The following is a 23,403-nucleotide window of genomic DNA, read 5'->3' on the forward strand; positions in this document are numbered from 1 at the left end:
GAACCGGTTAGAGTTCGAGGGCCCGGCGAGCGCACCCGTTTTCTGGTGGGCGACCGTTCAGCAACGGGGCGCGCCTATCGAAGTCTCTGACGTGCTGAAAAACCGGCATTTTGGTCGGGTATTTTACACGGCACGCGAACGGTGCGATCGCACGCCTGACAAAATGCTGAATGGACCTTCGAGGGCGATGTCTAACGGGTCGCAAGAGATCCGCGCGGCCCCCACGGTGGTCTCGGATTGTCCATTTGCCGCCATGCGAGGCGCGGGCGCGTCGCTATGTCGGCCGAGGTCATCACAACGGCCGCCGGCCCGCGACTTTCGGCAACGGAACGGGCAGCGCCCTCGTCTGTTTGGGCCTATAGGTTTGGGTTCATAGTCTTCGCTGTGATGGATCGAGCCGGACGCCACACGCCGCCGGACCCTTGCTCTTGCCACTGAACTGGGCCGGCTCTTCCCTCAAGGTGAAGCATTACCGCCCGTCGGCGCATTCGCCGATGCGCCGCCCGTGTCCGGCGACCCGATATCGTCCGGTGTGGGTGTAGGCGAGGAAGCGGCTTCGCCATTGCCGCGCGCTTCGCCGTCGACCGGTCCGCTCGCCGCCACCGGCGCCGATGCCGATGCAGGCATGCCAAGCAACGGCGGCAACGCGCGCGGCTCGGTCGCCGCAGCGGACGCCGCCGATACGGAAGACGCCGAAGACACCGAAGCCCCTGAAGACGCCGCCGTCGAAGCCCCCGCCACCACCGCCGGCGCCGGCGCCGCACGACGCGTCGTATTGCGCGTCACGACCGGCGCCTCAGGCTTTTCAGGCGACGACAACACCTGCTGGAACCAGTCACGCAAGCGGCCGGTGCGCTCGGCAAACCAGCCCGGCTCCTGCTCCGTCGCGAACTTCACGCGGCTGTCCACCAGCTTCGAGCGCTGCGCGCGCTGGAAGAAATCGCCGACGATCGGCAGCGCGCTATGCGCTCCCTGCCCCCAGTAGTCGCTGCGCAAGGTCACGCGGCTGTCGTTGAAGCCGACCCACGCGCCCGCCACGAGTTGCGGATGAATCAGGATGAACCAGCCGTCCGCGTTGCCCTGCGTCGTGCCCGTCTTGCCCGCGACATCCCCGCGTACGCCGAAGCGGCTGCGAATGCTCGATCCGGTGCCCCGATTCACGACGTCGCGCATGATGTCGATCAGCATGCGGTCCGCGTCGGCGGGCAGTTCCTGTTTCGGCGACACCGGCGCGAACTCGGCCAGCACATCGCCCTTGCGGTTTTCTATGCGCGTGACCATGACCGGCTCCACGTAGCCGCCGAGGTTGGCGATCGTGCCGTAGGCCGAGACCATTTCTTTTAGCGTGACCGGGCTCGTGCCCAGCGCGAGCGACGGCACCGGGTCCAGTTCGCTGTCCCGCACACCCATCGCGCGGGCGAGTCGTGCGACCTTGTTCGGGCCGACCGTTTCCATCAGTTGCGCGGTGATGCGGTTGCGCGAAAACGCCAGACCGTCGCGCAGGCTGATCGAGCGGTCGCTCGGTTCGTCCTCGTCGTTCGGACGCCAGACTTCGCCGCCGGCCAACTGGATTTCAACGGGCTTGTCGACGAACGTGTCGGTCGGCTTCGCGCCCGCTTCGAAGGCTGCCGCATAGACGAACGGCTTGAAAGTCGAACCCGGTTGACGACGTGCCTGCTGCACGTGATCGAACGGGTCCTGGGTGAAGTCGCGGCTGCCGACCCATGCCCTGATCTGCCCGTTACGCGGGTCCATCGCCAGAAAATCGGCTTGCACGCGCGTCTTGGTTTCGCACAGCGACTGCACGAAGCCGCGGTCGGATGAGACCTGCTTCAATGCGTCCGCGTCGCTCAGGCCGGTGCTTTTCGCGGCCTGATACTCCGGCGTTTCGCGCAGGAAGGTTTGCAACAGATCACGGCCGTTCGAGCAGCCCGAGCGCGTGCCCCACGCCGAATTGGCGATGCCCTGCAACTGGTTGCCCTGCAGCGTCACCGCCTGGGTGGCCATGGTCTGCAGACGCGAATCGATCGTGGTGCGCACGACGAGGCCGTCGGCATAGAGGTTGTAGTCGTTGCGATCGGCCCACGCGGCGAGCCACTTGCGCAGCTGTTGCGCGAAGTGCGGCGCGGGGCCCGGCGGCTCGGTCTGACGCTCGAAATCGATCCGCAACGGCTTGCGCTGCAGCGTCTGAAAGGCGGCGGGCGTCAGCTTGCCGTACTTGACCATTTGACCGAGCACCGTATTGCGCCGCTGCAACGCGCGCTCGGGATTCAGCACCGGGTTGTAGTAGCTGTTGCCCTTGAGCATGCCGGTGAGCGTCGCGCTTTCCAGCACGGTCAGGTCGGACGCCGATTTGTCGAAATAGGTGCGCGCCGCCATCTCGATGCCGTACGCGTTATAGAGGAACGGCACCGTGTTCAGGTAGGTCTCGAGAATCTCGTCCTTGGTGTAGAGCGCCTCGATCTTGAAGGCCGTGATCGCTTCCTTGATCTTGCGGGTCAGCGTCGGCGCGCGGCCGATTTCGTCCGGATACAGATTGCGCGCGAGCTGCTGCGTGATCGTCGAGCCGCCCTGGCGGTCGCCGGAAAACGTATGCAGCGCCGCCGATGCCGTGCGGCGCCAGTCGAGGCCCCAATGCTGGTAGAAGCGGTGATCTTCGGTGGCGATCAGCGCGTTCACCACGTTCGGCGAAATGTCCTTGAGCTTGACCCACTCGCGGTTGGACGGCTTGAATTCGGCCAGCAGCTTGCCGTCCGCCGACAGAATCTGCGCCGGCTGCTCGATCTTGGCCTTGCGAATATCGCCGATGCTGGGCGTGAACGGAATCAGCACCAGCACGTACAGCACCAGCAGCAACGGACTGGCCGCAACGGCCCACGCGAGGCCGCGCCGGGTCGGATGGCGCACATGCCACATGGCCCGCGCGATAGGCGCGTTCACTCGGGTAAGGCCTTTGTCCAAGGCCGCCAGGAGGGGGGTGATCAGGCGCGTCAATCTAGCTTACCGTCTGCTGGGAAAGGCGCAATCCTACCAAGACGCCGGGCGGCGGCTGGTTTTTTGCGTTTTTTGGGCGGCCGTGCGGCCGGTGGTGGCGCGCTTTAACGTGCTTTGGCTCGCTGTAACCGGCTTTGGATGGCCGGGAACAGCGGTGCACAGACGCCATGCCGGCAAACAATCGAGGCCTACTATAATGTCGGCAATTCCGACAAGAGGTGCTTCATGATCATCAAACCGCGCGTGCGTGGCTTCATCTGTGTTTCGACCCATCCGACCGGCTGCGAAGCCAACGTTCGCGAACAGATCGACTACGTCAAGGCACGCGGCCCCATCGCCAACGGCCCGAAGAAGGTGCTCGTGATCGGCGCATCCACCGGCTACGGCCTCGCCGCCCGCATCAGCGCCGCGTTCGGCGCCGACGCCGCCACGCTCGGCGTGTTCTTCGAGCGCGCCGGCAGCGAAACCAAGGCCGGCACGGCAGGCTGGTACAACACCGCCGCGTTCGAGAAATTCGCCACGGCGCAAGGCCTGTATGCGACGAGTATCAATGGCGACGCGTTCTCCGACGAAGTCAAGCAACGCACGATCGACGTCATCAAGCGCGATCTCGGCCAGGTCGATCTGGTGATCTACAGTCTCGCTGCGCCGAAGCGCAAGCATCCGACGAGCGGCGAAGTGTTCAGCTCCACGCTGAAGCCGATCGGCAAGTCCGTGACGTTCCGCGGCATCGACACCGACAAGGAAGTCATCAAGGAAACGGTCCTCGAACCCGCCACGCAGGCTGAGATCGACGACACCGTCGCGGTGATGGGCGGCGAAGACTGGCAGATGTGGATCGACGCGCTGCTCGAAGCCGGCGTGCTCGCCGACGGCGCGAAGACCACGGCGTTCACCTACCTCGGCGAGAAGATCACGCACGACATCTACTGGAACGGTTCGATTGGCGCGGCCAAGAAAGACCTCGACCAGAAGGTGCTGGGCATTCGCGAAAAGCTCGCGGCCCACGGCGGCGATGCGCGCGTTTCCGTGCTCAAGGCGGTCGTCACGCAGGCCAGTTCCGCGATTCCGATGATGCCGCTGTATCTGTCGCTGCTCTTCAAGGTCATGAAGGAGAAAGGCACGCACGAAGGCTGCATCGAGCAGGTGTATGGCCTTTACAAGGACAGCCTGTACGGCGCGGCGCCGCATCTCGACGATGAAGGCCGTTTGCGCGCGGATTACAAGGAACTCGACGCGGACGTGCAGGCGCGAGTGCAAGCGCTGTGGGGCCAGGTGACGAACGACAATATCTACGAACTCACGGATTTCAGCGGCTATAAGACGGACTTTTTGCGTCTGTTCGGCTTTGAGATCGCGGGCGTGGATTATGAGGCGGATGTGAATCCGGATGTGGCGATTCCGGGGTTGGTGCAGGTTTGATCGGGGCGGGGGTGCGCTGCAATGCTTTGCTTTGCTTTGCTTTGCTTTGCTTTGTGCTGCGCGGACACCCCCGTTTTGTGGGTTTGCGGATGAATTCATAACTTACTCGAGGTCTATCCCTCTATAGTCCTCTTCACGAAGATTTTCGTATGCGCTCGCATGAATGGATGCATCGTTTGTGCATCGAAAATTCTCGACTCTTCTTCCCTCTTTCTCCGCAATAACACCCGCATTAGTCTCAAGGGACTGGCGAGTCGTTCTATTTCTGTCATAGATATAATACGTATAGCCTTCTCTAGAAAATTTTACGTGTCCTTCTCCGCCGCCAGGATAAGGTCTACTGCTCACAAGAAACTCACCCGCCGAGCCAGATGTTTTTTCCGGATAGGCAAGATAAACTTTATTCCTGGACCTGAACCTGTAAATGAAACTATTCGTGTCTTTCGAATAGCACAGTTCGGCGATTTTGTGGCTATGCATACAGTTAAACGCAACCTCTTCGTTAGGCTGGCAAAATTCACTCGCACGAACGCCATGCAGCAATCCGCCTGACAGGAACAACGAAAGCGCCATTCTTTTAATCATGACCTTGGTTGTCCTGCGGCACGTCAAGCAAAGAAGCGATTCGATTAAATGAATTTTTTCTCTCCGCGTATCCGTTGAGGCCACCATTAACCAATTTTGTGATGGTTGCGACGGTTGAATTCGAGTCGTCGCAGACGGAATTGGCGCGAACATTTTCCCAGTAGAAAAACGCCGTCTCGACCCCGTAGTCAAGACTCGAAAGTACGACGTCTGGATTCGAAACGAAATCCCGTTGGTCATCTGGAAATTTCTGGTTATGGGAATCTTTGAAACGCGTGTAGTTCCGCTTGCCAGTCAATTGGATAATTCCCCGCCCCCTATACTTATAGCCATCGCCAGTCTCCTCGCCCCCGTTATCCATCCTGTTGGCATACACGTAGTTCGCCAGACGCTCCGGCTGATGTGCGTAATGATCAGCCTCCGTCCATAACTTGCCTCTTAATTGGCCGAAGTTGCAGACTACATCTGCCGGCGTTTCATGAAATTTCCCTGCATGGGCGCCACTGGGAGGAGACTTGCATCCAAACTTCTTTTTCATTCCCTTGACGCTATAGCTCAGCCCCTCTTCCAGATTCTTAAAATGACTTTCCACCGCGATCTGGGAGAGAAAATGTGCGATCCGTTTTGGTTTGTCTATTCCATATTTTCGGGCCGATCTGTTCAGGTAAGGCAAGACTTCCCGATGATAGGACTCGGCTGTATCGGGGTCCACGATCCTTAACATTTGCAATGTGATCAGGTCGTCCGCGTCGGCCATGCTGTCGAGGAACGTCAGCGGGTTGAAATGCCAAACGTGCGACGACGCCGGAAAGTCCTCCACCCCCTCGATCTCGTCCCACCAGGAAAGCTGATCGATCCGCTCGAGCTCGTGCTTAAGCCGCTTCGGATCGTTCTTCAGCAGCGCGTCTTTTTCCTTCAGCACGCTCCACCTGCCCGCATCGGACTTCCCTTGCCATTCACTCGGATGTCTCGCAACAACGTGCGCAAGCGCATTGCGTACGACGGGGTTGTGATTCGCCGCGGCAAGTTCATCGGCCGTGATATCGCTGTCCGGATGCTGATCGATGAGCCGGTAGAGTTTCCTGAAAAACTCCGGCACGTTTTCCGGATCCATATAGCCGTTCGCAGTGGCGTTCGTCTCCTCGACCAGCCGGAAACCCAGCTTTGACCAGTCGTATTGCACGACACGTTGAAGACGACTCTCAGGCATCCAGCCTGTCAACACGCCACCCTCTCCGATACCCTCGACCGGAAACCATTTCTTGTGGTGCGCGTCGAGCTTCGCCAGCGAGGGTGTCGTGTCGACCACAACCGGTAAAAGCAGCGGATCTGTGCCGGGCGTAAAAGTACTGACTCCTGAGGCCGATACCTCTTCCCTTGCAGGCGCTCCGTCCGTACCCGCCATCTTGAACTTCCGGCCTTCGGTCAGTCCCGCCGCATTCGCGAAGAAGTCGTTGAATTTCGGATCGCCGGTGAATATCTCAAGATGAACCTGCTGGCGAGTCATCTTGTCGTGATCGCCCTGGCCGGGCGTTTCGTACAGACCAAGGTGACCGATGGTGTCGCCTGCTTCGATCGGAATTGGGGGATTACAGGTCACGACGTTGAAGAGATCAGGGATCAGCGGGTCGCGCGAAAGATCAGTCCTGCTCGACCTGATCCACACCGTGGCGCCCACGGCAACCGGCCCTGCCTTGCCCGGGCCGAGCGTCAGTATCGTCACCTGCGCGAAGGGCTTCATCTTGTTGCCCTGCTTGAGTAGCTTCTCCTGCTCAATCTTGACGGTCGTGCCCGGTGGCACGGTATGGATGACAGCGCCCGCGACATTCTGAGCGGAGGGCTCGCCTCTGGCGCTGACTTCATGCAACACCGTTCCGGTCGCCTTCCGGTTCGACTTCCAGTACGACGGGCGCTTTCGGATATCGGCACCGGTCGCGGTCTCTAGCTGGACGCCATGAGTTGCGATCCAATAGTGTTGTCCGGCTGTTATCGCTCGAGATGTCGTATTGCCCGACACCTGTACCGCGTTGACCACGACGTAAAGCAGCTTTGTTATCTGATTGCCTGCCGTCGATTGCACTTCATCCAGCACCGACAACTCAGTGCCCGATGGCAACGCAATAGCCGGATTCACCGACGGCACGTCGTGGAGCCCGGAAAGTGATGAAGCAAAGCCCGACACAGACATCGCACCAGAATCCGACGACGTGTCCGCAATCGTCGGACGCCTCTCATAGGCGACTGCAGACGTTCCCTGCACCACGATACGCTGTGCATAGCCGCTATATGGCAACAGGTGCATATACAGGCTGTAAAAGACGAGCGTGTTCCGCGGCCCCGGCGATGTTGAACCCGCAGTCGAAGCCTTACGCGGCGACTCATAACGATGCCGCACCAGACAGAACGATGTCGAATACTTCAACGTCTGCGCATCCGTACCCTCACCCCATGTCGACGTCCGGTAGTCGTCGTTCAGCCGGTAGGCCACCACCTCTCCCGTGGCCATCGCACGGATCGGCCGGGTGTCCGCCAGATACCCGCTGGTGGCGTCGCTGATATGCAGTCCGCCATGCCAGAAGCCGTGAGTACCCAGCAGGTAAAAACCTGCGGTTTCGCCGTTCAGATGGTCGAACAGTTCCTTCGCCGACTTGAACTCGCTGCCGTCTGATCGGGTGATCGGATACTTGAAGCTGAGAGACATTGATTGAAATACTCTGGCTTATACCGGTTTCGAATGAGCGCTCAGTGGCGATCGCCTGTGCTGCCCACGCAGCGTCAGATGACCTCGACTGTGCTTTCGCATGCCCGCTTTCGCAGTTCCCCAAGCAGCACATTCAAAAGATTAAGCCATATTCCTCATACGAAATTGCCTACTTTTCCAAATCTTGTTGTGGAAATTTCGGCATCCCAATCAAGCAGAAAAAAGCCACCTATTCCGCATTTTCTTCATCACCCCGCCGTGTCCCACCCACCCGCTGCGACTGCGCCACATACCCATCCACCGCGCGCATCACACGCACCTCCAGCGCAACCGCATCACGTTCATCACGCTGCCCGGCGGCGTCGACCATGCCGTGCACGATCGCCAGCAAATCGTGCGCGACCAGACTGGCGTCACTCAACTCAGGCGCGCCCCGCTTCTCCGTCAGTGCGCTCATCAGCACGGCATGAACCAGATCCGTCAGCCGCTGGTTGCGTTCACCGAGCGGCAACCTGCGTTCCTCGAAATCGATGACGCGCGCCAGCGCCGGCCGGCGCATCTGATGCGCGACCGCCGCGCGCACCATCGCCTGCACGCAGCCCCGCGAACTCTCCACCGACGCCGCCGCCTCGATGTCCACGATCAACTGCGCCGTCTCGCGCTCGATCAGTGCCACCGTCAACGCATCGCGATTCGGGAAGTACTGATAGAGCGAGCCGATGCTGACGCCGGCACGCTCGGCGACTGCGTTGGTCGTGCAGGCGACGAGCCCTTGCGTCTCCAGAATGCGAGCGGCCGCTTCGAGCACGGCTTCGACGGTTTGCGCCGAACGCCGCTGAACCGGTGCTTTACGGGGTTTCAGACGCTGTGCAGCAGTGGATTTGGCCATGGCTGAAATGCGAGTTTTAAACGTGAGTGATCGCTCGTATTCTAAACCTGTTTTTCGCAAAGACCCGATCGACCTCTTAGCCCTCGACTGAAACCTGATCTCATGACCGCCTCTGCAAAAAAAACTGTGTTGACCGTTTTCATGCTCGTCAAAACGAAGCCCGAATGGCTCGCCTTGTCCGACGATGAACGCGCCCGCCTGCTGCACGAACACGTGTTGCCGATCCTCAAGAGGCATGCCGACGAAGTGACCTTGCGGTACTACGACATCGAGTTCTACTCGGCCCGCGTCACCGACATCTGGGTATGGGACGCGAGCAGCCACCACGCCTATGAAATGGTTGTCGAAGCGTTGCGCATGACGCCGCTCTGGGATCGCTTCTATGACGTCGTCGAGATTCTGCCGGGCGTGGAAAACGCCGTTGCTCAGGCCTACAACCGGGACGCGGCACTGCCGGCGGCTTGAACCGAACACCTTCGTGGATAAACAGGCCGGGAAGGTGCCGTAGCGGCGTCGGCGACGCGCTACCTAGCGTCAATCGGTCTTCGTTTTTTCTGGATCGGATTGCGATTGCGATTGCGCCACCAGCGTCCGATCGATCAACTCCAGTTTCAGCGGCTTATCTGTCGACAGTTTTTTCCTCGGAATCACCGTGCGCCACTGACCATTCGGGCTCGGCTCCCGGTAAAACACCACAATCGCGACGTACCGCGTATCCGTCTGTACCGGCTCAGACAGGCTTACGGCGCCACCCGGATTCACCACCGCCGCCGCGCTCGCCCGCAAGTCCTGCGCGAGCAAGGTTTTGTCGTTCGTCAGCAAGTCGCTGTACGACGCGGCGTCGAACCGCTTGCGGTCTTTCAGCTGATAGACGCGTACGGACACTGAACAAGGCCGATTGGCTTCATCCGGATTGATGGATGCCCGCGCGACGAAATCGACATCGACCGTCTTGATCTGCCTGTAAAACACCGCGCGGTAAACGCCCGTGCCCGTCTCCGAAACGGCTTGCCAGGCGCCGCAGCTCGACAGCATGGCGATCGATACGAAACCGGTGACAATCGGGCGTAAAAACATGGACACTCCGGACTTAGGCGACGCATGCAGCGTCGAGAAACGGGTTGGCGGCGGCCGATGGAAACGCCTCGCAAACGCCAAGCGGAATCGTCAACAAACGATCAGAGGAAGAAGGCAACACGGTGGTCCACGCGAGCCGGGGCGCGGGTCCCTCATACGACGCGCCGACAACAGGCGCCGGCGCGAAGCGCGAGGACATCTCCATCTGCACGAAAACGTCGGCCTTGACGCCGACATAGAGCTTTAGAAACGCCATCAGTTCGCGATGCAACGCTGCTCCCGGCAGAAGGTCGTATGTCTGGCGCACGTCGGCTGGCCGCAACGTCACACACACTGCGCCACTGCGATACGCCAGCCGTACGCCAAGCACGTAGCCGCCGCCGAGACCGTGAGGCGCGCGCCCCGCCCCGGCGACGCAGCCTAGCGGGCTGGGTTTGCCCACCCGCTTGAGCGTCGTATGAAATTCATCGACGCGCACCTCGACGCCCGGGACAGCTAGCGCGACCACACCCGCGAGCCCTTCGGACGTACGGGTTCGCTGAATCAACAGTCCGAGCAGCGCCAACGCGCGCGAGTCCGGCAACCCGGCACGCGCCGGTTTACCACCCCAACCGAAACCCGCGAGACATAGCAGATTCCGCGAATGGTTGTCAGCGCCTCCGGCACGAAAGCCGATCGGATAGCGATATTTCTTCCACGCGCGATAGAGCAGCGTGACGAAGCGATGGTTGAACTGATCGAGAAAGGCTTCGACCGCTTCATGCCCTTCCTCGCGCAGCACGATATCGTCGATCAGATGCGACGGCATCGCCGCGTCCACGCCGTACAAGCCCATGAAGGTGGTGCGCACCGTCGGCGCCGCGCCGGGACGTTCGACGTCGAGATCGACGCACGCCACCTCGCCGGCCGGAAAGCCCACACGCTGGCGCGGCCGGAAGCGCACCGGTTCGAATTCGGGCGTGTCTTGCGTGCCGAAACCCGGATGGTCAGGCACACGCAGTTCCAGTAACCGGCACAATTGCATGAAGCTCATCGTCGGCGCGCGGCCGAGCAACGACGCGACGAACGGGTCAAGCTCCGCCGGAAAAACCTGCGACGAAACACGCGCGGTCATAACGGACAACGCAGCGCCTTGCTGCGTGGCCAGGCGATGCGGGCCTGGGAAGGCAAGCTGACTATCTCAAGCTGCGTGAACAGGTTGATCTCGGCATACAGCGCGAAAAACCGGTGCAGTAGTTCACCGAACAGCATCAGGTCGCCCTCGCCCGCGAACGCGTGGCTATCGAGCGTGACTTCGATCAGCACGCCACGTTCGACCGCGCCGCCCGTTACCTCCTCGCGCAGTGCCTCCGACACATGCAGAATGCCCGCGAGACGGCGCCGGTTCAGTTCGTCGCCAGTCCAGTCATACAGCGCCAATGCGCCGCGCAACACCTCGGCGTTCATCAGCGACAGAAAGTTCGGTGCGAGATGGGACAACACCCGCCATTGAAAGCGATCGCCCGTCGGTGGATACAACGGCAGCGTCGGCGCAACAAGATTTCGCACCCTCGCGACATTCGGCACGCCGGCGCCGAGTTCGTCGAGACTCACCTCGTGCCGGCCCTTTCTCGGCAACATGCCGTTCGTGCCGGTCACGCGCAGCGACAGACTTTCTTCCGGCAGATCCGTCGCGCTCTCCCATGCGTGGCCGCCCAGAACGATCCACGTTTCATGCAGCCCCGCGCCGTTCTGGCGCACCCGCGTATGGAAATAGCGCTCAGGCGCTTCGTGCCGCAGCATGCCGCCACGGTGCCGGAAAGTCGCGAACGGCACGTACTCGTAACGTTCTGCGTTGTCGTGATCGATCGCCTCGATCGCCTCGACGCAATACGTTTCGACGTGTCCCGCCGCGTGGCCCGCCGGCACGACCCGGTATTCGGTTTCGTGGTGATCGACTTGGACCGTTTCGGCATCTAGCGGAAACAGATTGATGACCGGCGCACAGAAGAGGCGCACGTTGTCCACCGTAAAGCGCTGGTCGGATGGGTAATGGTGCGTGAGGAGAATTTCGAGTTCGAAGCGGGTCGTGTCGGCGGGCAGTTGGGTCGCGTCCAGACCGCATAGATCCACGAACAGAAATTTCTCCCGGAAACTGAAATATTCGAGCAGCAGTTGATAACCCGAAAACGCCGCATCCGCTTTCGGCCACAACCGCTCTTCGAGCGTGAATCCCGCAGGTTCGATGCTGACGCCACCTAGCGGCAGCGCATCGCCGCCGCGCACTTCCGGAATCCGCCACGCGATCGACGCCACCTGCCGGGTCAGCGCGAGATGCATCGCGAACGCCGTCGACAGGTCGGCGTTCAGATAAAGCGGCAGACGCGAGAGATCGGTCGCGTCACGGCGCGCGGACCGGTCGATCTCGAACTGCAGACCGATCACCGAACGTCCGTCTTGACGCACGGCCGGCGCGGCGTTGACCAGACGGACCGGTTGCAAACTCACGGCCCGGGTCGTGCGATACAGACAGTGCACGGCCCTCGGCGCCGCACCGTGAGAGGCCGCCGCGAGTGGCATGGCGATCGGTGCCGAGCGCACCGGCACGCCGGCGGGCAGGCATTCGGTTCTCTGCAATTTCTCCTCGATCGGCGTAAATTCCACGATCGATAGCGACGGAATCATGCGCAGGTAATGCGGCCACAGCAGACTGACGAGTCCTTCGGTCAGCTCGGGTAATCCGTCGTCCAGTTTCTGCTGCAAACGCCCGCTCAGAAACGCGAAGCCCTCGTAAAGCCGTTCGACGTACGGATCGCGGTCGCCCACGCGATCGAGATTGAGCATGCGGGCCCGGTCGGGATGCGCCTGGGCGAACTCCTTGCCGGCCTCTCTCAGATAGCGCATCTCGGCGTCGTAATAGCGCAGGATCGGATTGTCGTGGCTCATGGAAACTCGGGTTATGACAGGGCCAGCGCGCGTGCCGGGTCGAGCACGATCAGCTCGCCCTGCAGATGTTCCACACGACGGGCCAGCGCCGGCTTGTCGGCGTCCTTGCGGCGGCCAAGCGTTTTGAGCGACTTGAGCAACTGGTGCTTGATGTCGAAGCCCAGCGCGGGCTCCCACTGAATCAGCTTCAGCGATTGCACGGCAGCGTCCAGTTCGCTCAGCAGCGACGTGGCGATCTCCGGCCGCCCGGCGTGATCGGCGACGCGCGCCATGACGACGCGTTGCAGATAACGCCGGCGCTCGCTCCTGACGCCGGGCAGCGACTCCAGCCAGACGAAGGCCGCTTCGAGCGTCTGGTTCGTGCTCAGTTCGCGCGCCTGCGCTTCGATTTCGGGCCAATCGTCGGCGACGTCGAGGTGTTGGTGCGCCGTAACCGGCAACGGTGCAATCGCCTCGCCGGCTTCCAGATCGCGCACGACCGCGTGCCGCGCAATCCATTCGCGGGCGGTGTCGTCGGCGAAAGGCGTGCCGTCGTTGAACGCCAGCCGTTCGATGCCGGGCAGCCGGTCGAGAAACAGTGCGATGTCGGCCCGCAGCAGCTCGCGCCAGGTGCTGTACGGTGCCCCGATGTGATCGAGCGCGACATGCTGGAAGTACTGCAAGTCGAGCCACAGATGATTTGCCCCCTCCATGAACGCCCCTTCCACACGTTCGAGCAGTTCATGCCACTGTTTTTGCAGTACGAGCAGCTTCATCTGCTGACGTAACTCCGCGCGTGGCGGCACGAGACGCGTGCGTGCCTCCACGTCGGCGGGTGGCGGCTCATGCAGGGTGTCCCAACGTACGCCACGCACGAGCCTTGCGGATGGCAGATAGCCATTTTGCTGCTCGCGCAGATAGGCCGCCATCGCGCGAGCCTGATCGAGTAGCTCGTGCATGGAAGACACGCTGCCGGCGGTCTGTCTAGTCTGTGCGCTTCGAGCGGTCTGCGTGCCGGCCGATGCTGCTCCGTGGTCTGCTTCATGGTTCGGTCTCGGCGTGTCATTGCGCTCGAAGCGGACCATCAGCGCCTGCAGGTTCGGGCGAGCCGTCTCGTTCCATTGGTTCGTCGCCGTGATCAGCAGATCCAGCGCGGCGATCGCGCGTTCGAAATCCGCTGGTGCGAACGCGCCGTGGCTCGCGAGTGGATCAACAATCCGCGTCGTGGCAAGCCACTCGATTGCGGCCTTCTTCGCTACAGGACGAGCGGGCAGCAACGCTTCGCCGAAACGGTCGATCAGCGCGGCGATCAGATCCAGTCCATCGGCAAGGCCCGCGGGTCCGTCCTGACGCAGCCGGGCGAATGCATAGTACCCGGCCACCCGCAGATCCTTGCCGACCTCCTTGAGCAACTGCTCGCAGGTGGCGACGATCAGCGCGTCGTCGATGCGCGAAAGCCGGGTGACCTCGTCCTTCAGCGCGAAAAATGCGTCTTCGTAACCGGGATCGCGACCCACGCCGCCAATGCCGCCGCCCGCGATGGGTTGCAGCCAGGCGTCCCAACGGACGATGCGCTCGCGCATCCGTTGCTCGGCGTCGCGGGATGGAAACAGGTTTTTCAGAAGATTCGGCAGCATGCTCATTCAGACTCCAGCGTGGCGCCTTCCGGCAATGGTGTGGCAGCGTGCTTTGCCGCGGCGAGCGCCGCAGGCGGCAACGGAGGTGCCGACGCGTCGGCCAGCTTCTGTGCAGCCTTCGCGCCACCGCCGATGAAGATTCGCGACGGCAGCGAAAAGTGACGCAACGCAAGGACGTCGAGCGGCCCTTTCCCCACCTCGCTGCGCAACTGCACGTTCAGCGGCAGGCCAGCGCTCTGGTCCGGCGACCAACTGATGAGATAGCGGGCGCTATCCTGCGGCGTCACGCTCGCGCGTTCGAACAGCCGGATCGGACCGAAGCGACCCGGTACGTCCAGCGCGGTGCGCAAGTCGCCCTGTTCGGTCTGCCATTCGATGCGCGAGTGGTTTTCCAGCGTGTCGCCCGGCCAGACGAATGGCGTCCATGATTCCTGCTGGTTGAAGTAGTGCAACTCGCGGCCCGACAGCACCAACCTCGTGTCGGTGACGCCCGCCGTGGGGACGCCGCGCAACTCAAAACGCACGTGGGCCTCCCCCGACGGAAACAACACCGTCGACACCCGCGTAAGCTTGTTCAGCGCGGCGAGGAAGGTGGGATCGACCGTCAATGCAGTGCGGTTCGCCCCCTGCGCCAACACCCAACGATCGCCCTGCCGCTCGACGATGCCGGCGAGTTGCGTCGTGACGAACTGCGCGATCACGCCGTTGTCCATGCGCATGAAACGGCCCATTTCCGGCAGCGAAGCGTCGTTGTCGGAATCCGCGAACGGATAGCGACCGGCGAAAACCTTGTTCCAGTCGGCCACGACACCGTTGCGCCAGACGTCGTTCAAACTCGCCGCCGCAGGCTGCAGCACCACACGCCACGTCTGGTCGAGCGGTTGTTGCAGCAGATCGCCGAAGCCGGTCCACTGCTCGCCCAGACTCGCGGCCACGCGGCTGGCGTAATCGCGGCTGTCGGCGATATCCGACGTGCGCCCTTGCAGCACGGCTTGCGCGGCGGCACGAGACGATGCGTCCGGATCGCTGCCGGTCATGATCTGCTGCAACTTCAAACGCATGGCCGTGACGCGCTCCAGATAGCGCTGCACGCTGAGATCGACGGTCGCCGCGAACTGCGCGGACGCCGTGTCGTTGTTGTCCGAACCGCCGGAATCGTCGCCGCCTGCCAGGTGCAGCAGCGGGCCGAATGCGGTAGCGAGCGGCGCTGTGGTTCGTGCATGAGTTGCCTTCGACGGATTCTGTTCGGCGGCGCCGACGAGTTGTTGCGCCCTGTCGATCAGCGTGTCGGAGAGCGACTGCCCAAGCGCGCCGGCATGACCTTGATAGACGATCACCTTCATCAGCGCGCCAAGCGGCGAGCGCTGCGGATCGGCAAGCAGCGTCAACTGATCGATCGTGCCGGACAGCGTCGCGTCCTGCTGCCAGCGAATGCTGTTGAGGAACTGCTGCCAGGCGCGCGCGTAGTCGTTGAAATAGCGTTGCCGCAGTTCGGCCTTTAGCGTCGATGCAGACGGCTTGCTCGTGTGAGGATCGGACAGCACCCAGTCGCCGCCAACGCTGCGCTGTTCGTCAGCGGCGTCGATCGCTTTCGAGATGCGTTCGTCCCACGCCGCGCGCGTGAAGACGCCGGGCAAGGTGGCCGTGGTGTTAAACAGGCCGCGGCTGCTGGTGTCGCCCAGCAACGTGGCGAGCGACAGCGGCGGGTACTTGCCACGGTTTTCGTCAAGGATCTGCCGGTAGAGCACATCGGTCGAATTCTGCAGGCCGATCACACCGATCAGGGTCTGACGAACGGCACTGACGAGCGATGCGTCGGGGACGATGGCTAGCGCCCCGTCATCGCTCGATGCGCGATGCCCGAGGTGATCCGCGTAGAAGGTCACGAGACGCTGCTGAAGGTCTCGCCATGCACCGTCGCTCAGTGCGGCGTGCTGCGGGTGCGTCGGTTGGCCCATGGCGAGCAGTTGAGCGGTGAGAAATTTTGCGTCCGTGTGTTCCGGCCGCGCAAGCATCAGATAGGTTTTGAGCGTTGCGTGGGCCGCTGTGATCTGCCGGTCGCCACCGCCGACGATTTCAGCGTCGGAGAGCGAGCTGAGTTGCCGTAGCCGGGCTTCGAGCACGGCGCGGATTGGTTGAACCAGAATCCGATTGCTTGCGACTTCATAGCGTGGCCAAAGCGCCGCGAGAAGGTCGGCGTTGCGATTCAGACCGAAGCGGGTGTACCAGGGTGTGCCATCGCGTTGCCTGACGTCCAGCGTGTCGAGTTGCTTCTGCAGGCTATCGAGCGCGAGTGCGGCATCGGTCGGGTCTTGAGTGCTCGAGAGCTTGACGGTCGTCGCGGCGGCCGTCTGGATGGTGGCGCGGTGGGTGAAGCCCGACAGATTGGTGCCGGCGATCCAGCATGCAACGCAGGCCGTTGCGATCCAGGCGGCGGACGTGAACGCTGATAACCCTATCGGACGACCTCGGAAGCGGCGGCTGTGGGCGGCGATTGTTTGCCAGATGGCTGAAACCATATCGCCGCGGTTGGCGTCGAACGACAAAGTATTTTCAGGCTTCTGGTGGTCTGCGTTGCTAGCGTGTTCGTTGTCTTGCTGGCCTGACGTCGAGGCCGTATTCCGTTCGTCGAAAAGCGGCGTGAACAGCACGCCGTGAATCGCGGCACGCTCGACGCGCGACCGCCCAATCCGCACGACGAGCGCGGACAATGCCGATCGATACCATGCGATATGTGTGGACAATCCGGCGGCATAGCTGTCTGCGGCATCGTTCGTCAGGCGCATCACACCGAGCTCAGCCAGGTCGTTTGCGAGGCCTTGCAGGGAGGCCTCGATCGCATCGGGCCGCAACTGTGCAGTCGACCACGTACAGCCGATGACTTCGTGACGCACCGACGTCTCGCCGCCGATCCCGGCTATGTTCACGACGTACGCCGGCGCGGACCAGCGCAACGCATGAGCATGGCGCGCCAGGCGCTGGACCAGGCTCGCATCGTCGAACGGCGGCTGCGCGCCGATCCGCGTTCTCACGATGATCGCCATTGCATCGACTGGACAGCGACGGCGTGTGCGCCGGATCCGCTCGAGCCACGCGGTATCGAGTCGATCGCCAATTGGCCGGGCGCAAAGCAGAACGGTGCCGCCGACGATCGCATAACCCGATTCCGTCAAGCCGGGTGCAAGGCGCTCGATTAGCGGACTATCTCCGACTACGAGAACCCAACGATCACGATAGCGCCACCGCCAGCCGTGACGGTTTCTTAGCGCCAGCGCCAGGTTTTCATAGCGGTGTTCGGTGAGATCGACCTCCGGTAGTTTCGCCGCGCCAATTCTTGCCGACGGATCTCGCTCGTATTGCTCTTTTTTACGGCTGGGTGCATGGTGCGCGGCAAAACGCCAGGCGGACGCGAGATGAGCGCGTGCGAGCAACGCGATCACGCCGATGGTCAGGACGACAGCCACTCGACGATAGGGCGAGGGATCCAGTTCCACTCCGTCGAAGTACACGAAGAGCGCGGCGAACGCCGTCAACGTGAAAATCAGAATCCAGTAGCCGGAGACTTTTTTCAGAGTCATGGCGTGGGCGCCTTCTCTGTTGTGTCGGCGGTGGGTCTTGCGGCAGATTTTGCAACTGGGTTCACGACGACCAGTTGCAGCGATCCTGCCCGATGAACGATGAGTTGCGGGGTATGGACTCGTGCAACGTGCTCGATGGCAAACGCGACCGCGAGCCAGCCTGCTGCGGCCCCGGCGTGGCCTAGCGTGATGTCGATATCGTGCAGACTGGACAGGTCCCCGGTTTTTGAAACCCCCAGCGACAGAGCCGAAGCACTTTGCAGGATGGCGGGTTTGTCGTCGGCGGCAAGGTCAGCCTGCCATAGGTCGCCGATCTCGGTAGACGCCGATTGTCCCCAAAACAGCGCTTTGAGAATCGCGTCGTCAAGCGCACCGGGTTCGGCTTTGACCGGACGGTGCAGCATCGCGAGCGGCTTTAGTCCACGCCGTTCAAGCAACGGCGGCCATCCGAGTAGCAGTGCAACAGCCGCTTCCGCGCTGTCGTGCGGCGGCGTGACGTGCAGTTGCGCCGAGACGTAGAGCGTGATTTTCTCCAGCGCGGCGCCGCCCCGGCTGTCCAGCCATTCGTCCAGCGACATCAACCCCTGTTCTGCGGCAAGCCGCGATGCCTTAGCGGGCCGCAGGCCGCTCTCTCGCCAACAGTCTTGCCAGATTACCGACAGATCGTCCTGTTCTGGATTTTCGGGATTGGCGGCCAACGCAAGGCAGACATTGAATGGCAAGTCTCGCGGCAACACGCAAATGGCAGGGCCGACTCCGTCCAGTATTTCAAGGAAGCACGCTCGATAGCGTTCGAGAAGGGTCCGGGCTTCGCCCAATTTCAGAGCCGTGTGCCGCACCGCAGCGCCGCCTGAATGCGGCACCTGGGCGCTTAGGATCGGATGTGTTGATGCTGTCTCGTTGGCGGCTCGTCCGTCTTTTAGCGCGCTTAGATAGCGGCATTCCAGTACCGCCAGGGGTTCGCTTCCCAAAAGGCGCGCTTTCGCCTGATCGTTTTTTAACGTTTCCTCTTCGGCGCGAACCCGATCTGATTCCTGTTCGTAATAGAACAGTCGAAGCCCGAATGCGACCAAAAATCCCAGTGCCGGTAGCACAAGCAGTTTCGTCCAGAACCAGCTCGAGCCGGTGGGTTCGCTTTTGGGCCAGGTGAGTAATGTGCACTCCGCGCCGGCCAGCATGACAAGCGCAAACAGACCCACCCACACGATGACGCGTGGCGACTCGGGCAGCGTATCCGTGGACGATGCAATGGGCAGGTCTACCGGCATGACGCTCGACTCACAAAAGGCTTGAAATCAGACGGCATCCGCACATCGCCCGGTAGCCATGCCGCGCGACCGGTACACCGTGGTCCATGGTCGACCCGTCGCCGTCGATGATCAAGTTGGGCCGCAGGTTGTGTTTGGGACAGGACACCTGGTCGCCTTTGCGCGCAACGAATCGGCCGTCGTAGCGCATTGTGGATGACGCGCTGATGACTTGGCCTCCATGGTCGGTAGAGTCGCCCAGCCGGATTAGATTTGGCATGGTTTGTCCTGTTGTAGGGAGTGGGGGATACGAAATAGGTACGAGGGAACAACGGACCAGCTACTGGGAGAAGCTGAAGAATCCTTTCTGAGCATTCCGAAAGTCCTTCGGAGGTGGAAAGCTTGGCTTGATCCGCATCGAGTTCGCGCCCTGCTTGTCCCACGCCGCACACTTTTCGAGGATGTCGCCCGGCGTGCCGTTCTCTATGCCCTGCGGCGTGATCCGTATATAGGACCCGCCTGCACCGATCCATACTTCCCTATCGGCCGATAGAATCAACTTGCCGTCCGTACTGGTGATCGATACGTCTTTTAAGGCGGCAAGATTCATCGCGTCGCTTTGGGCCTGAATGTCGACCTTCCCTTTCGCAGCAAAGAGCTTGATTCCAAACTTCGCCGCAAACAGCGATATCGCGTCGCCGGCAGCGACCGTGAACCTTTTGACGACGCCGATATCGACGCTGCTGCCCGCCGTGGCGATCAGATTCTGACTCGCGCTCACCTGCAGATGACTGCCGGAGACAAGGCCCATGCCTGCCGGAGCCGTGAGCAGAATGGCCGCCTGTTTCAAGCCGGCCAACCTGTCGTGAAGCAACGCTTTCTGTTTGGCATACTCCGCGGCAATCGCCTGTGCTGCCTGGGCGGCGTCTGCGAGCGTTTCCATCTGTTCAAGCGCCTGCTCCAGAAGTGATTGCGCAGTCCGCATGTCGAGCTGCGTCCCATTTCCCGCGGGCTGCGCGTCAGCCGAGATCAAAATCCCTCTACCACCGCGAATCGCAACGTGTTCGTCCGTGCGTAACTCCGCGCCCTGCCCGCGTTCCTTGCGCTGCGCGTCGACCATATGACCCAGGTTCAGCTCGCTGGACTGGAACGGCGTCGTCAGATGGATGTGCTCGCTGCCCTGCTTATCCTCCATCCGCAGTTCATTCCGCGCGGCGGTGCGGATCAGGTTCCGCGTGTGATTCAGGTTATTCACCGGATCAGGATGCAGGCTGTCGTGCATCGCACCGACTATCACAGGCCGGTCGGGGTCTCCCGCCGTAAAGATGATCGCCACCTCCGCGCCATCGATCAGCGGGAAGTGATGACCATAGTTGTCACCGCTATAGGGTTTCGCAAGGCGCACCGGCCGACTTGTACCGCCTGGGCTCCATGCGTCGAGATCGAATGGCAGCCTGATCACGTACCAGCCTTCCTCCGTCAGATAGGCGCGTGGGTAGTCGCCTGGTGACGTAATCCGCGCGGGCAGGATGCCGTGGATCACCGGCCGCTTCTCAGGCACAACCGGCGTACGCCAGACCCGGTCAGACGGGATTGCCGTGAACGTGTTGGAGTAAGCGTCGCTGCGCCCGCCGCGCGACGCGACCGAAATGACCAACAGACCGTGCGGCGCATCCAGGGGATTGCTGTCCAGTCCCAGCACCTCTCCCGCTTCCAGCCCGAACGCGTTGCCCTTGCCCGCGTAGGTAATCTGCTGCGCGAGATGCGCCTCGTGACGCAATTTCGCCAGCCGCCGACCTTCATCCGGCGTCTCGTAGTGTTCGCCCCAGAGGCATTCGACGGCGTTCGTCGTCCGGTCGTCTTTCGCGGCATTCTGCTCGACGAGCAGCGGCACGCCCGCCTGACGATGGTTGTAGTCGTTCAACTGGACTGCTTCGGGCACGCGGCGCATATGCCGCTCAAGCGACTTGATGGACTCCGCACCGACGCTTTCCAGACCCGCATCGCGTCGCAACGTTACAACCCGTTGGCGACGCGCGTAAGCATCGAGATCGTCACCAAACACGATGACCTCGTGTCCCTTCGCCTGTTCGAAGCGAAACCAGATGCCTTCGTCCGCCGCGATCCGCTGGATGAACGCCAGCGTCGTCTCGTGAAACTGCGTGATGTAGTCGTGCCGGCGGTACTGCGCGCGCAGGCTGAACCGAAAATCGACGCCTTCACGAAACCCGCTGTGCCGCAGCGCGTCCGCGATGATCTCGTGCACGGTTTGTTTCTGGAACAAACGGCTGGTCACTGCACGAGCCAGATCCGCCGTGCGCGGCTCGATGACCAGACGGTAATGGGTTTCGTCGGCCGACGTGCCGAATTGATCGAACTGCGTGACGATGCCGTGCACCGTGTGCGCACTGGGCAGCCCGCTAAACTTCGCCGCGTGCTCGCCGGCCATCTTCTGCAGATAAACCGCATTCGAATCCACTGACTGAACCATGAACCGCGCTGGTCGCCCCAGCACCTGGTCCATCGGGATGTCCGCAACCGGACTCGTGAAGTCGATTTCGTAGCGGTACAGCTGGCTGAGCGCGTCATGGCCCGCAAACTTCAATACCGAAAACGGCGCCGGCTGCGGCGCCAGTTTCAGCGTGTATGCCTGCTTCGGCAGAACCATCGATCCCATTGCACATTCCTTATTACTAACGCGTCCAGTTCACGAGAAATCACGCAGCAGCGCTCAACAAAACGTCAGAGACTTGTCTCAACCTGCTCCAGCAGATCGCACGCCCTACGTCCAATCAGTTTTTCGCCTTCGGCATCTGCGACACCAGAGACAACCCGATATCCATTCCTTCCACCTGAAAGTGCGGCACGATGAAAAGCTTGATGCGAAAGAAACCGGGGTTGTCCTCGATGTCCTCCACCGTCACTTTCGCCTCGCGTAGCGGATGCGACGACTGCAATTCATCGCCGGGGTCCTTCATCTCAGTCACGAGGCCCTTGATCCAGTTGTTCAACTCGAGTTCGAGCAGACGCCGGTCTTTGGTCGTGCCGATGTTTTCGCGCTGGATCAGCTTGAGGTAGTGCGCGATCCGTGAAAGCAGAAAAATGTAGGGCAGGCGCGCGTTGATGCGACTGTTCGCCGTTGCTTCCCTGGTCTCGTACAGAGCAGGTTTTTGTGCCGAGCTGGCCGAGAAGAAGCACGCGAAATCGTGGTTCTTATAGAACGACAGCGGAATGAACCCGAGGTTAGCGAACTCGAATTCCCGCGTTTCCGGAATCAGCACTTCGGTCGGAATCTTCGGCAAATAACCGGTGCCGAGGTCGTACAGGTGAACCGGCAGTTCTTCAACCTTGCCGCCCGCCTGCGGCCCACGAATCTGCACGCACCAGCCATTGCTCACGAAACTGCGCACCATGTTCGCGGCAAAAGCAAACGACGCGTTGACCCACAGATAGCGGTCGTGATCGGGGCCTTTCACGGCCTCCTCATAGTTGAAACTGCGCACCGGCGTAGTATCCGCCCCATAAGGCAAGCGCCCGAGCACGCGCGGCATGGTCAGACCGATATAGCGCGCGTCGTCCGTATCACGAAAGTTCTTCCATTTGATGTACTCGGCGCGGTCGAAGTAGTTGCCGATATCCTGGATCGCGGCAACCTCTTCCATCGTTTCCTTACCGAAGAATTTCGGCCCCACGGATCCGATGAAGGGCATATGCGCTGCCGACGCCACCTTCGAGAGATTGCGCAGCAAACCGATATCTTGCGGTGAATTCGTGAACTCGTAATCGCTGATCATGGCGCTGATCGGCTGACCGCCCGGCGTGTCATATTCCTCGATGTACGTGTGACGGTACAAGCCGCTCTGAACGATCTCCGGCGTGTCTTCGAAATCGCGCAACAGGGCGTCTTTCGATACATCGAGCAACTCGATCCTTGCATTCTTGCGAAAGTCCGTACGGTCGACCGTGAACTTCAGGCCGCGCCAACGGCTTTCCAACGCCTGAAATTCGCGCGAGTGGATCACGGCGTCGAGTTGGCGGCTGATCTGCCTGTCGAGCCGCCCAATGTGAAAATCGAGCAACGACTTGTCGAGACGATCGATCGGCCTGCTGCCCTCGCTCACCAGATTGAGGAACACGCTCATAGCTCGCGCAAGCCGTTCGTCGGCCGACGACTCCGAGAGCAGATGGTTGTCCTGGAAGGCCTCGAGCGGGCGAGCTTCGTTGACGGGCCTCAGGTTGATCTTGCTGCACAGCGACTGGTAAACATTGTGATGAGCCGATACCGCCGTCCCCGTTACGCCTGTTGGTTGTGGTTCGTTGCGTTCCATGATGTCCTATCGCTACCGTTGTCCGGGATGTGCCGTGTGCA

Annotated in this window: 15 protein-coding genes; 2 read left to right on the forward strand and 13 right to left on the reverse strand. The window is 61.4% G+C overall.

Translation table 11 applies throughout. From position 1 onward, the window contains the following. Window positions 1-456: 456 nt before the first annotated feature. Window positions 457-2,994: a penicillin-binding protein 1A gene (locus FA94_RS09505; RefSeq protein WP_035550058.1), complete on the reverse strand. Its 2,538-nt coding sequence runs from the start codon at window positions 2,992-2,994 to the stop codon at window positions 457-459. Between the two features lie 225 nt (window positions 2,995-3,219). Between FA94_RS09505 and fabV the strand changes: the two genes are divergently transcribed. Beyond that, window positions 3,220-4,416 carry an enoyl-ACP reductase FabV gene (fabV, locus tag FA94_RS09510; protein WP_035550061.1) on the forward strand — a complete coding sequence of 399 codons (1,197 nt, stop codon included), beginning with the start codon at window positions 3,220-3,222 and terminating at the stop codon, window positions 4,414-4,416. 102 nt (window positions 4,417-4,518) lie between these two features. Here fabV and FA94_RS38555 read toward each other — a convergent pair whose 3' ends face one another. The 3 genes from FA94_RS38555 to FA94_RS09520 all read right to left on the reverse strand — a co-directional run bounded on the left by FA94_RS38555 (window position 4,519) and on the right by FA94_RS09520 (window position 8,591). Continuing rightward, window positions 4,519-5,001: a hypothetical protein gene (locus FA94_RS38555; protein WP_156126606.1), complete on the reverse strand. Its 483-nt coding sequence runs from the start codon at window positions 4,999-5,001 to the stop codon at window positions 4,519-4,521. Further along, on the reverse strand, window positions 4,994-7,702 hold the full coding sequence (locus tag FA94_RS09515) for a glycoside hydrolase family 19 protein (RefSeq protein ID WP_035550064.1): 2,709 nt from the start codon (window positions 7,700-7,702) through the stop codon (window positions 4,994-4,996). Before FA94_RS09515 ends, FA94_RS38555 begins: the two co-directional genes overlap by 8 nt. 229 nt (window positions 7,703-7,931) lie before the next feature. Beyond that, window positions 7,932-8,591: a TetR/AcrR family transcriptional regulator gene (locus tag FA94_RS09520; protein WP_035550066.1), complete on the reverse strand. Its 660-nt coding sequence runs from the start codon at window positions 8,589-8,591 to the stop codon at window positions 7,932-7,934. A 102-nt stretch (window positions 8,592-8,693) separates the two neighbouring features. On the opposite strand from FA94_RS09520, the gene FA94_RS09525 reads away from it, so the two are divergent. Next, on the forward strand, window positions 8,694-9,056 hold the full coding sequence (locus FA94_RS09525; RefSeq protein WP_035550068.1) for a darcynin family protein: 363 nt from the start codon (window positions 8,694-8,696) through the stop codon (window positions 9,054-9,056). 69 nt (window positions 9,057-9,125) lie between these two features. On the opposite strand, the gene tssJ is transcribed toward FA94_RS09525, so the two are convergent. The 9 genes from tssJ to tssC form a co-directional block, all read right to left on the reverse strand. After that, window positions 9,126-9,668 carry a type VI secretion system lipoprotein TssJ gene (tssJ, locus tag FA94_RS09530; protein WP_035550070.1) on the reverse strand — a complete coding sequence of 181 codons (543 nt, stop codon included), beginning with the start codon at window positions 9,666-9,668 and terminating at the stop codon, window positions 9,126-9,128. 13 nt (window positions 9,669-9,681) lie between these two features. After that, window positions 9,682-10,782 carry a type VI secretion system baseplate subunit TssG gene (gene tssG / locus FA94_RS09535; RefSeq protein ID WP_035550071.1) on the reverse strand — a complete coding sequence of 367 codons (1,101 nt, stop codon included), beginning with the start codon at window positions 10,780-10,782 and terminating at the stop codon, window positions 9,682-9,684. After that, on the reverse strand, window positions 10,779-12,593 hold the full coding sequence (gene tssF, locus FA94_RS09540; protein ID WP_035550073.1) for a type VI secretion system baseplate subunit TssF: 1,815 nt from the start codon (window positions 12,591-12,593) through the stop codon (window positions 10,779-10,781). The genes tssG and tssF overlap by 4 nt, the downstream gene beginning before the upstream one ends. An 11-nt stretch (window positions 12,594-12,604) precedes the next feature. After that, on the reverse strand, window positions 12,605-14,209 hold the full coding sequence (tssA, locus tag FA94_RS09545; protein WP_035561776.1) for a type VI secretion system protein TssA: 1,605 nt from the start codon (window positions 14,207-14,209) through the stop codon (window positions 12,605-12,607). 2 nt (window positions 14,210-14,211) lie between these two features. Continuing rightward, entirely contained in the window at window positions 14,212-17,787 is a 3,576-nt protein-coding gene (locus FA94_RS09550; RefSeq protein WP_035550074.1) for an ImcF-related family protein, read from the reverse strand. Next, window positions 17,784-19,055, reverse strand: a complete 1,272-nt coding sequence (locus FA94_RS09555; protein WP_051980512.1) for a KPHS_23130 family T6SS system protein — start codon at window positions 19,053-19,055, stop codon at window positions 17,784-17,786. The genes FA94_RS09550 and FA94_RS09555 overlap by 4 nt, the downstream gene beginning before the upstream one ends. Before the next feature lie 10 nt (window positions 19,056-19,065). Further along, window positions 19,066-19,314 (reverse strand): PAAR domain-containing protein, encoded by a 249-nt coding sequence (locus FA94_RS09560; protein WP_035550076.1) that lies wholly within the window; start codon window positions 19,312-19,314, stop codon window positions 19,066-19,068. Window positions 19,315-19,374: 60 nt separating this feature from the next. Then, window positions 19,375-21,711 carry a type VI secretion system Vgr family protein gene (locus FA94_RS09565; protein WP_051980513.1) on the reverse strand — a complete coding sequence of 779 codons (2,337 nt, stop codon included), beginning with the start codon at window positions 21,709-21,711 and terminating at the stop codon, window positions 19,375-19,377. A gap of 115 nt (window positions 21,712-21,826) precedes the next feature. Further along, the gene (tssC, locus tag FA94_RS09570; RefSeq protein ID WP_035550079.1) at window positions 21,827-23,362 is read right to left on the reverse strand and encodes a type VI secretion system contractile sheath large subunit; all 1,536 of its coding nucleotides are present in this window, start codon (window positions 23,360-23,362) and stop codon (window positions 21,827-21,829) included. Between the last annotated feature and the right edge of the window lie 41 nt (window positions 23,363-23,403).

It is taken from the genome of Burkholderia sp. 9120 (genome assembly GCF_000745015.1).
Lineage (GTDB): Bacteria > Pseudomonadota > Gammaproteobacteria > Burkholderiales > Burkholderiaceae > Paraburkholderia.